10 protein-coding genes are annotated in these 13,480 nt (G+C 66.1%); 7 read left to right on the top strand and 3 right to left on the bottom strand.

The genetic code is table 11. From position 1 onward, the window contains the following. The first annotated feature begins 11 nt into the window (after nt 1–11). Together H036_RS0106810 and H036_RS0106805 are read left to right on the top strand one after the other, a co-directional pair. Nucleotides 12–2,165 carry a glycosyltransferase family protein gene (locus tag H036_RS0106810; protein ID WP_017934037.1) on the top strand — a complete coding sequence of 718 codons (2,154 nt, stop codon included), beginning with the start codon at nt 12–14 and terminating at the stop codon, nt 2,163–2,165. A gap of 44 nt (nt 2,166–2,209) precedes the next feature. Then, entirely contained in the window at nt 2,210–4,282 is a 2,073-nt protein-coding gene (locus H036_RS0106805) for a DUF6077 domain-containing protein (protein WP_017934036.1), read from the top strand. 2 nt (nt 4,283–4,284) lie between these two features. Here the strand turns inward: H036_RS0106805 and H036_RS0106800 are convergent, their stop codons facing one another. Genes H036_RS0106800 through H036_RS25280 form a run of 3 tightly spaced genes read right to left on the bottom strand, consistent with a single transcriptional unit; the run spans nt 4,285 to nt 9,844 of the window. Continuing rightward, on the bottom strand, nt 4,285–6,855 hold the full coding sequence (locus H036_RS0106800) for a CDP-glycerol glycerophosphotransferase family protein (protein WP_081615470.1): 2,571 nt from the start codon (nt 6,853–6,855) through the stop codon (nt 4,285–4,287). Beyond that, nucleotides 6,855–9,329: a CDP-glycerol glycerophosphotransferase family protein gene (locus tag H036_RS0106795; protein ID WP_017934035.1), complete on the bottom strand. Its 2,475-nt coding sequence runs from the start codon at nt 9,327–9,329 to the stop codon at nt 6,855–6,857. Before H036_RS0106795 ends, H036_RS0106800 begins: the two co-directional genes overlap by 1 nt. Beyond that, nucleotides 9,326–9,844 carry a hypothetical protein gene (locus H036_RS25280; protein ID WP_157417096.1) on the bottom strand — a complete coding sequence of 173 codons (519 nt, stop codon included), beginning with the start codon at nt 9,842–9,844 and terminating at the stop codon, nt 9,326–9,328. The genes H036_RS0106795 and H036_RS25280 overlap by 4 nt, the downstream gene beginning before the upstream one ends. Before the next feature lie 190 nt (nt 9,845–10,034). Between H036_RS25280 and H036_RS0106785 the strand changes: the two genes are divergently transcribed. The 5 genes from H036_RS0106785 (at nt 10,035) to H036_RS0106765 (ending at nt 13,469) form a co-directional block, all read left to right on the top strand. Further along, complete coding sequence (locus tag H036_RS0106785) at nt 10,035–10,814, top strand: glycosyltransferase family 2 protein (RefSeq protein ID WP_198289906.1); 780 nt, start codon at nt 10,035–10,037, stop codon at nt 10,812–10,814. Nucleotides 10,815–10,828: 14 nt separating this feature from the next. Then, the gene (locus H036_RS0106780) at nt 10,829–11,176 is read left to right on the top strand and encodes a DUF2304 domain-containing protein (RefSeq protein ID WP_198289905.1); all 348 of its coding nucleotides are present in this window, start codon (nt 10,829–10,831) and stop codon (nt 11,174–11,176) included. Between the two features lie 138 nt (nt 11,177–11,314). Further along, complete coding sequence (locus tag H036_RS0106775; RefSeq protein WP_017934031.1) at nt 11,315–12,583, top strand: ammonium transporter; 1,269 nt, start codon at nt 11,315–11,317, stop codon at nt 12,581–12,583. Beyond that, the gene (locus H036_RS0106770) at nt 12,580–12,918 is read left to right on the top strand and encodes a P-II family nitrogen regulator (RefSeq protein WP_017934030.1); all 339 of its coding nucleotides are present in this window, start codon (nt 12,580–12,582) and stop codon (nt 12,916–12,918) included. The genes H036_RS0106775 and H036_RS0106770 overlap by 4 nt, the downstream gene beginning before the upstream one ends. Nucleotides 12,919–13,130: 212 nt before the next feature. Continuing rightward, on the top strand, nt 13,131–13,469 hold the full coding sequence (locus H036_RS0106765; RefSeq protein WP_017934029.1) for a P-II family nitrogen regulator: 339 nt from the start codon (nt 13,131–13,133) through the stop codon (nt 13,467–13,469). The last annotated feature ends 11 nt before the right edge of the window (nt 13,470–13,480 follow it).

Genomic DNA, 13,480 nt, shown 5'->3' with positions numbered 1-13,480 from the left:
AGGGCCGGCGAGTGCGTCTGCGCAGGCGGGCCAGCGAGCAGGAGCAGCTCCTGCTCGACTCGGACCTCTTCGACGAACAGTGGTACGGCGAACGCGCCGGCGTACGGCTCGATCGTGGAGAGGCGGTGCGGCACTACCTCGAGCACGGCGTGCCTTCGGGGCTCGCGCCGCACCCGCTGTTCGACCCGGCCTACGTCCGTCGCCGGCTCAGCCCGAAACGCCTGGCCATGCTCGGCGACGGCGACCCGCTGACGTTCGTGCTGCGACGCGGACTCAAGCTCGCCACCCATCCGCTGTTGGCGCCCCGAGCCGCTGGGCTGGGCGAGGGCGATCTCGCCACCTGGATCAAGCGGCGGTACGCCGCGTGGCCGCAGCAGCCCGATGGCGCGCCCACACCCGACGCGGTCGCCTCGGTGCTGATCACCTGCTACTCGGCGCCGGAGAACGCGCTGGTGGCCGCCCGGACCGCCGCTGAGACGGCAGCCGCAGCCGGGGACGCCGCCGAGATCCTGGTCATCGACGCCACTGGCTCGATGACCGACGGGATCGTGCTGGACGCGCTGATTGGTCTGCCCGGCCTCCGGGTGACACGGGGGAGTGCGGATCCGGCAGCGGAGCTCGTCGTACTCCTGCACGACGACGCTGCGCCCGAGCATGGCTGGCTCGCTCCGCTCGTTGCGGCGCTCAACACGCCGGCTGTCCTCGCCGCCTCGTCGCTGCTGATCGCGCCATCAGGCGCTATCGAGTCCGCGGGGGCGGTCTATCCGGCTCCGGGCGGGTTGCCCTACCCCCTGCTGGCCGACTTCCCGGCCGAGGACGCCGGAGCGGTCGGAGCGCTTCGGATGCCTGGTTTGAGCGGTGGGGCACTGGCCTTGCGCCGGAAGGACTGGGCGCAGCTCGGCGTGGTCGAGGAGCTGGGTGAGCTCGCGGAGATCGATCTGTGCCGACGGTTGGCGGCGGCGCGACAGGGTCGGTTCCGGGTCGTGACCGAGTCTCGAGTTCGGCATCGGCCCCACCCGGTGGACCTCGAAACGCGAGCGCTGTTCGACGAGCGCGAGCACGTCGTCGCCTCGGAGGGGGAGGAGCACCGCATCTGGGCGGCCTGCGGCTACGAGATCGTCGGTCACGAGGTGCAACCGCCCCCGAACGGCGCCCCGCGCCGGATCGGTGTGATCGAGCCGGTGGTGGTGCGCGCCGCACGACTCGAGGTCAGCGAGGCGCCACGCCCGCTGCGCTGGGCCATCAAGAACCCCGCGCCGAGCAACCCCGACGAACGCTGGGGTGACACCCACTTCGCCCATGCCCTCGCCCGCGCCCTGCGCGACCTCGGCCAGGAGGCGGTCGTCGATCACCATGGCGCATGGGGGCGCCGTACGTCGCGGCACGACGACATCGACCTGGTCCTGCGGGGTCCGCACCCGTTCGACCCGACACCGGAGCATCCCTCGATCGCGTGGGTGATCAGTCACCCGGAGACGGTGACGGCCGAGGAGGCCCGTCGCTACGATCGGGTGGTGGCTGCGAGCGTGCCCTGGGCGCAGCGGCGCTCTGCCGAGTGGGGGTTGCGGATCGAGCCCTTGCTGCAGGCCACCGATCCCGAACTGTTCCATCCGGGGCGCGCAGAGCCGGACTCCGGGGCGGAGGTGCTCTTCGTCGGCAGCTCCCGGGGCGAGTATCGCGCCATCGTTCGCGACGCCATCAAAGCTGGGCTGCCGTTGAGCGTGTACGGCGCCAACTGGGACGGCTTGATACCGCCGTCGTACGTCGTTGACAACTACCTTCCCAACGACCAGGTGGGTATCGCCTACGCATCGGCGGGGATCGTGCTCAACGACCACTTCGAGGACATGCGGCGCGAGGGCTTCCTCTCCAACCGGCTCTTCGATGCGGTCGCGTCCGGCGCGCGGGTAGTCACAGACGACGTGGCGGGTCTCGGTGAGCTGTTCGGTGACTCGGTTCTCGTCTATCGCGAGTACGAGGAGCTGGTACAGATGTGGGAACATCGCGCCGACGCTTTCGGCCACGACAGCGTGCGGCTCGCAACGGCACGGAGAATCGGGCGTGAGCATTCCTTCAGGGCTCGTGCCCAAGCGCTCGTCGAGATGGCACACGAGGTCCGCTCTGGAGTCGGCGGCCCGGCAACCAGTGGTGGCCTGCGTCCGTGAGCGATCGCGCGGGACTTGTCTGGCGAGCGCTCAGGACCAGGAACGTGACGGGTGACGTCGTGCAGGTAGCCGAGAGCGAGCAGGTGAGGGCGCGCTGGCCATTGTTTCTCGATGGTGCCGTCGACGGGTTCTTGGTCGCCTTCGCCGGGTGGACCCTCCTCTACCAGGTTGTGCTCGCCGCGCAGCGTTCCGTGCGCTGGGCCGCTTGGCCATGGCTTCTTGCGACGGTGGTGCTGGTCATCGCCTTCGGACTCTCGGCTTCGCGTGGCGATGCCGGACAGCGCCAAGGGCCCGCCTCTTCAGGGCCCGCAGTCCGGGTACGACCAGCGATCGTCGTGGTTGCGATCCTCGCGGTCATCGTGGCGGTCCTGTTGCGAGACGGACTCGGCGTTGTGGTTCTGGCGGCGGTCGGGCTCGTCGTGCTCGGCGCACAGGTCTGGCCATGGTTGCGATGGACATCTGCCCGCTTGATCTCCAGAGATGTACCGCGCGCGAGGACCAAAGCCGGTGATGCCTCCGAGGCTCGGGCTGAGCCACATACCTGGGAACACGCCATCGCTGTCCTGGTCAGCCTCGGCCTCGGCACGCTGGCCTCATTCATGCTCAAGCCGGACGCGGACGACGTCTTCTACGTCAATCGCGCGGCCTGGATCGCTGAGCATGGCACTCCGGTCGTCCACGACACGATGTTCAGCCCCGGGAAACTCCCCGTCCCCTACAACGGCGGACTCCCCACTCCCTCGATCGAGGCGCTGCAGGGGTCGATCGCGCACGCACTCGGTCTCGACGCACCCACCATCGCCTACGTGGTGTGGGTCCCGCTGCTCTCCGCTGTCTTCGGCTGGGCCACCTGGCGCCTGGTTCGGACCTGGGCCGGCCGATCGCACTGGGCCGTCTACGTCGTCGCGATCGCGTTCGTGCTTGCCAGTGGCGCGTCCATCACAGGCACCTACTCGATCGGGCGTATCTGGCAGGGGAAGGTCACGGCTTACACGGTCCTTCTCCCGCTCATCTGGATGTATCTGAGTCGGCTCGCCGCTCCCAACGATCGGGCCCGCCGCGATCAGCTCATGCTTCTGGTGGCCGGCGTGTGCTTCGTCGGGTTCACCACGACATCAGCGCTGCTGGGGCCGGTCATCGTCGGCGCCGGCCTGTTAGCCGCTGCTGTCCTGCGTTCGCGGGCGCTCCTGATCGGGGCACTGGCGCTGCTCGTCGCGCCTCTGATCAACGGGGCCGCCCAGGTCTTCGGGCCGGCGCAGGTAGGGGCAGCGAGCTCCGCCGTCGCGCCGCTGTCGCACGTCTTCAACATCGCATTCGGTTCGGTCGATCTGCTCGCGGTCCTCGGCGTGCTTGCGGTTGTGTTCGGTCCACGCCTGGTGGTGGGGCGCGCTGGTGTGGTTGCCGCCATGGCGTCGGTGGCGGTGCTCGCTGCCTACATCCCAGGAGTTCTCGCCATCGCCAACGCGGCGACGAATGCCGGGGCAATCGTCTGGCGACTGGCGATCGAGGCGCCGACCGGGGTGATGGTGGGCATGCTCATCACGGTGCCCATCCCGCGACTGGTGAGCTGGGGGCGGTCGGCTGCCTGGCCCCAAACGGTGGTGATGGCGGCAGTCGCTGGTTTGATCGGGTCCGTTCTCTTCACCTCCGGGCGATGGATCTGGACCCCAGAGGCTGGTGCCAGACTGACATCTCATCCGACGTGGAAGGTCGATCAAAACGCTCTGAGTGACGTCCGTGACGCCGAGCGACTGCCCGTGCCCAAGGGACGATGGCTGTTGCCCGAGATTCAGATGCAGGTCCTCGCCATCACCGGTGGACGTTCTTTCCCCGTCGTCGCCCGGGACGACTACCTTCCCTACCTCGACCTACCGGCAGAGAACCTCAAGGACCGACGGATCCTGCTGAGGTTGGTGACCGGTCGGGGCTCGCCGACCGCAAAACGGGTGAATGAAGCCTTGCGGCGTTTGGACGTGTCGCTGGCCTGCGTTCCCGCAGCCGATCGCACGGCCCGTCGAACCCTCCGAGCTGCCACGGGTCGAGTAGCGCTTTCGGTGGGTGACATGGCCTGCCACGTCGGCACGGTGTCCTCGACCGGCGCCACGACGTCGTCCTGAGGTCAGTCGACGTCGATGTAGAGACGCTTCACCCGTTCGACAACCCGGGCCGCGGCCTGGTCGTCGATGTAGTCGAAGAAGATTCCACGCTTCCAGTCATACTCCTCGAGCTCGTCGGGCGTACGCTCCCGGAAGACGTCGCCGAGGGCATGGGCGAACTGGTCGAAGTTGCGACACACGGGTCCCGGCAGAACGCGTTCCAGGTCGTACACCAGTCCGCGCTCGGCTTGGGCGTACCTGTCGTGGTCGTAGGCGAAGCTGATCACGGGACGCCCGGTCATCATGAAGTCGACCAGACAGCTGGAGTAGTCGCTGACCAAGGCATCGGCCACGCGGTAGAGGACTTCCAGGTCCGGATAACGGCGCGAGGAGACGTTGATCGGGTTGAGGGGAGCCAGCATCCGTGAATAGGTACGAGCGCGATCTGCCATGTGCTCGCGGACGCCGAGGACCGCGTTGTGTCGCTCCGCCCAATCGGCCAGGGTGGCGATATCGGCGTCGGTGAACTTGTAGTAGGAGTCGGCCTGTCCGTCCTTGAAGGTCGGCAGAAAGAGGACGAGCCGCCGTCCGGCGACCTCGTCTCGGAGACGGTCGGCCGCGGCCAGAAGGTCTGGCGGCAGCGCTGCGTCATCGCGCACGATGAAGTCGTTGCGCGGAAGGCCGGTCTGCCACAGGTCCGGATACGACGCTGGGAAGAACGAGGCGTTCATCGCCAGCGCGTCCATCCGGCTTGACGTGACGATGGCTCGCGAGCCGCCGTTGTTACGGATCACCACGTCGTGCTGAGCAGCGTTGAGCTCGAGGGCGGCTGTCCCGAAGCGTTTGAGCGGAATGCCATGCCAAAGATTCACGAAGTTGTGCGTTGTGGTCGAAAGTGGCCATGGGACGTTGATGGTAGGCCCGTGCTTCACGAAGATCTGGCGCGAGCGCGCTAGGTAATGCTGCCCTTCTGGGCTTTCGAGAGGAACGACCGCGACATTCTCGCCTGAGACGTCGACCCGGCGTGAACGGGTCAGGATGATCTTCTTGATGGAGGGATCATCGCGCACTTCTTCGAAGACGGCGCGCTCGTTACCTGCGAAGGTGTGGTCGTAGCGACACACCGGGAACGCCCACCAATGATTGAATTTCGGAGTGACCCGATCCAGAGCACGGAAGGCTTTGCGACTGAGCGGCTGGTGATCGTCGATGGAGCCGTCTGGGTTGGTGCGGATTGCGAAGCTTCGGGCGAGTCGATCGGCGGGCGCGACGCGTCGAAGATTACGCTCGATCATCTCGACTGGCGCCTGGGGGATCAGAGCCGTGATCCGTTCCTTCCAGTCGATCAGATCCGGCGTGTCATAGGGATTATCGGACAGAAACTGTCGCTTCAGCAGCGGGAATCCCCGAGCGATAAGGTCGAACGCATGCGGACCGTAGATCGGGTGATACGGAAACAGATCGGGCACATAGGTGCTGAAGTCGAAACCCTGCCCAACGAGATATTGCGTCGTCCCGGTCTCGTATCGGTAGATGATGCCGATCTTGCTGTCCTGCTTTGCGACCTCATTGATGCGCTTGCGAAAGCCCGGATCCGTGATGACCGATTTGCGGGCGGAGAGAAAGTACGACCCGACGTGGATGAATTGGTTGTACTCGAAGACCGCGTGCGGCAGCATCCGGTCCTTGACCTCGGTCAACGGCATCGGCGCGAGCGGCCCCGTCTCGGGGGTCTCCTCGAACTGGCGAGCAGTCGCCTGGAGCCCCCACCAATCGCACGCCTTCCGGTCCATCTCGGCAAAGACGTCGGCAAGCTCTCGCAGGAGATAGCAGCTGTCGTTGGCGAGCAGCAGCTCATCGTAGGTCTCGATGACGTCCCATCCGACCAGATCCCGTGCAAGCAAGGAGTACGAGCCGAAGTCGTAGCGGCCGTGGGCAATGCTCCACGCTCCCTTGGTGATGCCGTCGAGCTTTGCTAGTTCGTCGCGGGCCATCTGCCCATCTGCGAGGTAATAGATGTCGGCGTAGTTGCTCAGCTCCCGCAGGTACGCAAGGACGTAGTCATCGACGATTCCGTCGATGTCATAGGCGGCGAACAGGCAGACCCGACGGACCACATGGCCCGGCGCATACGAGATAGGAGTCCGTGAGATTCGCTGCGGGATCCCTAGTAGACCGTCAGGTCGACCGACCAGCAGAAAATGGATGAGCGGATTCTCCGGTGGCTGGGTGGGATCGAGGTACTCAGCTGTGTACCACCACCCATCGAATTCCAGACTCGGATTTCGCAGCTCACGCCACCCGTGCTCGCAATAGTGCCGCACCGGGTCGACGCCGGCTCGGCGCACACCTGGGTTGGCGTTGAGGTATCCCTCCGTCTCGAACACGTCAGCGGCCCGCACGAGTGCTGTCGCACAGTCAAGCAGCGTGAGAGGTGTCGGCTCCGCGGAGGTCTCTGGCAGTGACAGTGACGTGAGGCCGCCGCGCAGAGCATCTGTGAGCAACGTATCTGCTGAGTCGGGGTCCTCTGACCGCTCGGTCTGCCACGCCTGGGCGAACGCATGCCATCGGGTCCGATACTCCTCCAGGTCCATCAGCCTCGTTCTCCTGCGGTCGACGTCAAGCGCGCCAGCACGCGATTTGTGTTCTGAGCGTCGTGATAGTCGGTCAACATCTCCCTGATCCGGTCATAGCGGGGAGAGCGTTGCTGGGTCGGTAGGTATTCCAGGTCGACGGCGAGAGAATCGAACGTGCAGGCGACCGGCCCCGGGAAGAAGTGCTCCAGGTCGTAGAGCAGTCGGTCCTGCGCGACCTCGAGATCGTGAGCGAAGCTGAGCACGGGTTTGCCCGTCACGGCGAAGTCAAGAGCTGAGCCCGAGAAGTCGGTCATGAGTGCGTCGGCTGCCCGCAGGACGACATGGTCGGACGGATAGTGGCGGACGGACAGGTCGAGCGCGAACTCGCCGAGCTGAGTCATGTAAGGGCGCTCGAGGTCGAGGGGGTGCTCGCGGATGCCGAGTGCGATGTCGTCACGCTCGGTCCACGAACGCAGCCACGCAATTTCGGCGTTCGAGAACCGATATGGCTCGTAATCGGCCCCGGTGCGGCGAAGGCTCGGAGCGAACAACACCAGCGTACGACCCGCGACCTGCGCCCGGAGACGCTGCAGTTCTTCACGCATGTCGGCGGGCAGCGCCTCCGGTGCGCAGAAGAGAAAGTCGTGAGCGGGGATCCCTGTTCGCCAGCTCTGTGAGTAGGTCGCCGGCCAGTGCGAGGCCACAGCGGCGAGAGCGTCAACATCCGAGGCGACGAGCAGGCCGCTGTACGCCGGCAGCGGGGCAGGGTGAATCAATTCATTGGGTTCGCTGTTGGTTGTCTCGGGGGCTAGCGGCTTGCCGGCTGTTCTGCCGGTTCGCTCCAGGAGCAGGCCATCGCGTACGGCCACGATGGTCTGGCGCTCAGGGTCCAACGGAGCGCGGAACGTCGCGCGGGGTCGGCGGTTGAGGAACAGCGTTCCGGCGCGCAGCAAGAGTTGGCGGCCCCGAGGACTTAGGAGTGGCTCGGTCACGACGTTGACACCGTCGAGGTGAATCCGCTTCGACCGAGTCAGCACGACCTTCGTGATCGACGGGTCGTCTTTGACGGCTTCGAAGATCGCGCGGCTGTTGGGCGGCAACCGATGATCGGACACATCGACGGCGAAGACCCACGTGTCGCTGTTCTTGTCCACCGCCGCGTCGCGGCGCCGGTAGGCGTTGCCGCGCAGGACACGCGGGACCTTGACTCTGCCATCGGCATCCGCATGGATCGACATGCTTCGCTGCAGACGGTCGTCGGGCGCGGTGCGTTGTAGCGAACTCTCGAAGACATCGACAGGTGCCTCCGCGCAAGCAGCCCTGACCAACTCATGCCATTGATCAAGACCCGGCACGTCGTAGTGGTTCTGGTAGATGAGGTAGCGCTTCAGGAGCGGGAAGCCCTGCTCCAGGAGCGCGAAGTGGCGCAGGGTGAACAAGGGATGGAACGGGTCCAAGGACGGCATGAACGTGTCGAAGGTGAACCCGTGCCCGAGCAGCAGGTGGGTGATCCCCACCTCGTACTTGAGGATGACCAGGAGCTTGTTGCCTGCCGGCCCCACCGAGTCGATCAGCCTCCTGAACCCCGGGTCCTCGAGGACGGGTCGGCGGAATGCTAGGAAATAGGAACCGATGTGGAAGTCATAAACGGGGTCGTGCTCGAAGCCCTCGAGCATCTCTGCTCTGACGCGCTCGATCGGAATGGGCTCGGTGAATGAGTTCGAGACCTGGTCCTTGGTGCTCGCCAGTCCCTTGGTGGCCTGCAACCCCCACCAGTCGCAGTTGCGTCGATCCATCTGCCCGAAGACTGCGTCGAGCGGACGGACAAGGAAGCAACTGTCGTTGACGAACAGCACCTCGTCGTAGGCCGCCAAGCGGTCCCAGCCCACGAGGTCTCGCGCGAGCATCGAGTAGGAGCCGAAGTCGTAGGCTCCGTGGCGAACGGCCCAAGCGCCGACAGTGATGTCTGCGAGCTTGGCGAGCTCGTCTGGCGACATGTAGTTGTCGTAGAGGACGAAGACGTCGCAATGGCGATCGAGCTCAGCAATGAGGAGGCGGGTTGCCTCATCGACGGTTCCCTCGGCGTCGAACGCTGCGAACAGGCAGGCACGGCGCGGTGCGCGGTCTGAAGGCAGCGACTCAGCGTCAGGGCGCTGCCTCGGCGTCGGGTGGGTTGAGACGCCCGCCTGCTGACCGGACAACGCGTAGTGCACCAAAGGATTGATCTCGGCCGAGCTCGGATCGAGATGGTTGGTCCAGTACCACCAGACATCGAACGTCGGGTTCGGCTTCAGCAGGAGCCTCCACCCGATTCGACAGAAGTGCGCAACAGGGTCTTCGCCGTCCTCGAGATACGCCCCGCTGGTCTGGACGTAGAAGGCGCGGTCGACGAGGTGTTCCACGACGATCTCTTCGAGGCGAAGTCTGTCTTGCTCGGGTAGGTCGAGCAGATGATCCAACTCGACCATTTCGCTCTGTGGCTGGTGGGTCACGACCGGGAGCTCGTCCTGTTGTTGTCATAGCCGAGCGTCGCGACGAAGTGCAGCAACGGATTGGCGCGGCGGGGAAGGTCGGGATGGGCGGCCCGGTAGGCGGCGGTGTCGAAGTTCGGACCCGGATTGCGGCCGTTCTTCGCACCGCGCCGCAGATAGTGCAGTGTGGGGCTCATGCCACTGGTGACGACGGTCGGATACTGGCGCAGGTACCAGGCGGCATCGAAAAGAGGCGTCGCGTGCAATTGCGCGACTTGTTCAGCCTCGTGCTCCGAGGGCAGTGTCCTTGCCAAGGCGTTGCGTAGGCGTGACCGGAGGCCTGTCGGCGCGACGTCGTCCTCGGCGAGACGCTCCGCGAGGCCCTCGGAGAGTGCGATGAACTGGCTCCGCTCGTGCTCTAGCGGGGCAAGCCGCTCGGCCCAGCTCTCTTCGGCAGAGCGCAGCGATGCCAGTTCGGCCTGACACAGTCGGAGCGATTCGCGTAGTTTGACGAGCTCGACTGTCTGATCTGCCATTGTTCGTCCCCACCGTCCGGTGCCGCGTTTGCGCTCGGACCGATCACTGCGGACGGCTCTATCGGACCTTGCGATTTCGGTGGGCGACGTTAACACGACGGACCTGACGGATGTGGAACCCTCGGCAGCCGCGCACCTGACCGCGAGCGCGATGGTCTGAGTCGCGCCTTCTGCTTGTTAGGATGCGGTGGTGTCTGGACAGGGAGCCGCGCAGCGGGTGCTCGTGATCGTGCCGGCTTGGAACGAACAGGCGAGCGTGGGGACGACCATCAAAGAGATCAGAAGCACCAATCCGACGGTGACGGTGCTCGTTGTCGACGATGGCTCGGGCGACGCGACAGCCGCCGTCGCCGAGCAAGCAGGCGCAAGTGTGCTGAGGCTTCCGTTCAACCTTGGGGTCGGCGGGGCGATGCGGGCTGGGTATCGGTATGCGGATCGACATGGCTACGACGTAGCGGTACAGATTGACGCCGACGGTCAGCACGATCCGCGTTTCCTTCCCCTCCTTCTGGACGGGCTGGCGAGCGCAGATGTCGTCATCGGTGCTCGGTTCGCTCACGAAGGCGACACGTACGAGGCCCGAGGCCCGCGTCGCTGGGCGATGACGCTGCTCGCCCGGGTGCTCAGCAGGATCGCCGGCACAAGACTCACCGACGTCACCTCGGGCTTCCGGGCGGCCAATCGGCGCGCGATCCACGTCTTCGCCGCGCACTACCCCGCGGAGTACCTCGGCGATACGGTCGAGTCCCTTGTCATCGCCGTTCGCACGGGCTGTCGCGTCGAGCAAGTGCCGGTCGACATGCGCGTTCGCGCGGCAGGTCAAGCGTCGCAGTCCCCGGTGCGCGCCGCGATCTATCTGTTCCGGGCCGTCGTCGCCCTGGGGCTGGCACTCGTTCGCCGCTGGCCGGCTCATTTCGATGACGGCGCCGAGTCCTATCTTGCGTCCGAAGAGCCGGCGGTGCTGCGATGAACGGGCCCCAGCTGGTGAGTCTCATCTCGGCGCTCGCAATTATGGCGATGCTGTTCGAGTTGCTCCGGAGGCACCGCCTGCGGGAGAAGTACGCGGTGATCTGGGGCCTGCTGTCGCTTGCCGCGATCGTCGGCGCGTTGTTTCCCGCTCTGCTCACCGGTGCAGCGGGTGCTCTTGGCCTGCAGGTTCCGTCGAACCTGCTGTTCTTCCTATCGATTGTCGTGCTCCTTGGGCTCACGCTTCAGCTCAGCTATGAGCTCGGGCGTACCGAGGAACAGGTCCGCACGCTCGCCGAAGAGGTTGCACTCCTGCGCCTCGAGGTCGAGGGAGTCAAGAACGCAACTCGTAACACGATCAACTGACGCGTTACAGCACCGCAACATTCCACTGCGTGGACCGAAACCTCGGCCCTCGAAGGTTGCATCCAATCACGGCGGGGACCTGCGCGACATCGGTGTCGCAGGGCCGCCCGCCTCCCGAGATGTGATCCTGGAGGTCCAGTGGACGGCTACTACGCCTTCATGTTGGTGGCGACGGCCTTCGTCCTGGTGATGACCGTTCCCGCGCTGGCGCTGTTCTACGGCGGCATGACGCGATCGAAGTCGGTTCTCAACATGATGATGCTGTCGTTCGTCGCGTTCGGCATCGCGACGCTTGTCTTCGTGCTGTGGGGATGGTCCGAGGGCTGGGGCGGTGACGGCGTCGGCAACGGCAACGGCAAGCTCATCGCCAACCCGTTCCACATGTGGGGCCTGCACGGCGTCACGTGGGGCAACTATGTCTTCGTCCTGTTCCAGCTGACCTTCGCCGCGATCACCATCGCGCTGGCCAGCGGTTCCATCGCCGACCGGGTCAAGCTCTCGGCCTGGGTCGTCTTCGTCCCGGTCTGGCTGACCCTGTGCTACTTCCCGATCGCCCACAACGTCTGGGGCGGCGGGTGGCTGTCCAGCCACTGGCTGGCCCAGGACTACGCCGGCGGCACGGTCGTGCACATCAACGCCGGTGTGGCCGGCGGCGTTCTCGCCCTGATCGTCGGCAGGCGGGTTGGCTGGCCCCGCGACGTGGGCCGCCCGCACAACCTGACCCTCACCATGATCGGCGCCGGTCTGCTGTGGTTCGGCTGGTACGGCTTCAACGTGGGCTCGATCGTCTTCGTCGCCGGTGACGGTGGCCCCAAGGACACCCACCAGTTCATGACCGAGACCGGCGTCACCTTCATGAACACGACCGTCGCCACCGCGACGGCGATGCTCGCCTGGCTCCTGGTCGAGCGGATGTTGCACGGCAAGGCGACCTCGCTGGGTGCCGCCTCGGGCATCGTGGCCGGCCTGGTCGCGATCACCCCGTCCTGTGGCGCGGTCAGTCTGACCGGCGCGATCATCGTCGGGGCCGTTGCGGGCGGTCTGTGCGCCGTCGCCGTCGGCCTCAAGTACAAGCTCAACCTCGACGACTCGCTCGACGTCGTCGGTGTCCACCTCGTGGGCGGTCTGGTCGGCACCCTGCTGATCGGGTTCATCTCCACCTCGTCGGCGCCGGGTGGCATCGACGGCCTGTTCTACGGCGGCGGTCTGAGCTCGCTGGGTCACCAGACGCTCGCGGCGCTCTTCACCATCGTGTGGACGGGTGTGCTGACCACGGGTATCGCGCTGGCGATCAAGTACACGATCGGCTGGCGGATCACCGAGGAGGCCGAGGTCGAGGGCATCGACGGCGACCAGCACGGCGAGTCCGCCTACGACCTGGCGACCGGAACGGGGGTCCTGGCGTGAAGCTCGTGACAGCAGTCATCAAGCCGCACAAGTGGGAGGACGTCCGCGAGGCGCTGGAGACCTTCGGTGTCACCGGCATGACGGTCTCCGAGGTCAGCGGCTACGGCCGGCAGAAGGGCCACACCGAGGTCTACCGCGGCGCCGAGTACGACATCGCGCTGGTGCCCAAGATCCGGATCGAGATCGTGGTCGAGGACAGCGACGCCGATGACGTGGTCGCCCTGGTCGTGAGGGCCGCGCAGACGGGCCGGATCGGTGACGGCAAGGTCTGGGTCAGCCCGGTCGACGTGGTCGTGCGGGTCCGCACCGGCGACCGGGACGCCGCAGCCCTGTGACCCGCTGAGCCACCGGCACCATCTCCGCACCATCTCGGACACATCTCGGATACATCTCGGACGCGACGGCCCGGTCTCCCGGCGGGGGACCGGGCCGCCGCACCTCGTCGTACGTCGCCGGCCGTCCCCGGCCGGCCGCTTCTGGTCAACCCGCTCCGTGCTCCACCCGGTGCGGCATGATCGGGAGGCACCCCACTCGTCGGAGGAGACACATGAAGCTCGTCACCGCAGTCATCAAGCCGCACAAGTGGGAGGACGTCCGTGTCGCCCTCGAGGCGGTCGGCGTCACCGGCATGACCGTCTCGGAGGTCAGCGGCTACGGCCGGCAGAAGGGCCACACCGAGGTCTACCGTGGCGCCGAGTACGACGTGGCGCTCGTGCCCAAGATCCGGCTCGAGATCGCCGTGCCCGACGAGGACGTCGAGGTCGTGGTGGGCACCATCGAGAAGGCCGCCCGCACCGAGCGGATCGGCGACGGCAAGATCTGGGTCTCGCCGCTGGACACCGTCGTGCGGGTGCGCACCGGTGACCGCGACGACGCGGCCATCTGAGTCACCGCCGG

The organism is Nocardioides sp. Iso805N (assembly GCF_000364605.1).
Taxonomy (GTDB): Bacteria; Actinomycetota; Actinomycetes; order Propionibacteriales; family Nocardioidaceae; genus Nocardioides.
The sequence above is the reverse complement of the archived record's forward strand: the minus strand, read 5'-3'. Positions and strand labels throughout refer to the sequence as shown.

Coding starts and splice junctions, on each gene's coding strand:
- H036_RS25280 (WP_157417096.1), bottom strand. CDS start 9,844: ATGGCAGATCAGACAGTCGAGCTCGTCAAACTACGCGAATCGCTCCGA.
- H036_RS0106765 (WP_017934029.1), top strand. CDS start 13,131: ATGAAGCTCGTCACCGCAGTCATCAAGCCGCACAAGTGGGAGGACGTC.
- H036_RS0106800 (WP_081615470.1), bottom strand. CDS start 6,855: ATGGACCTGGAGGAGTATCGGACCCGATGGCATGCGTTCGCCCAGGCG.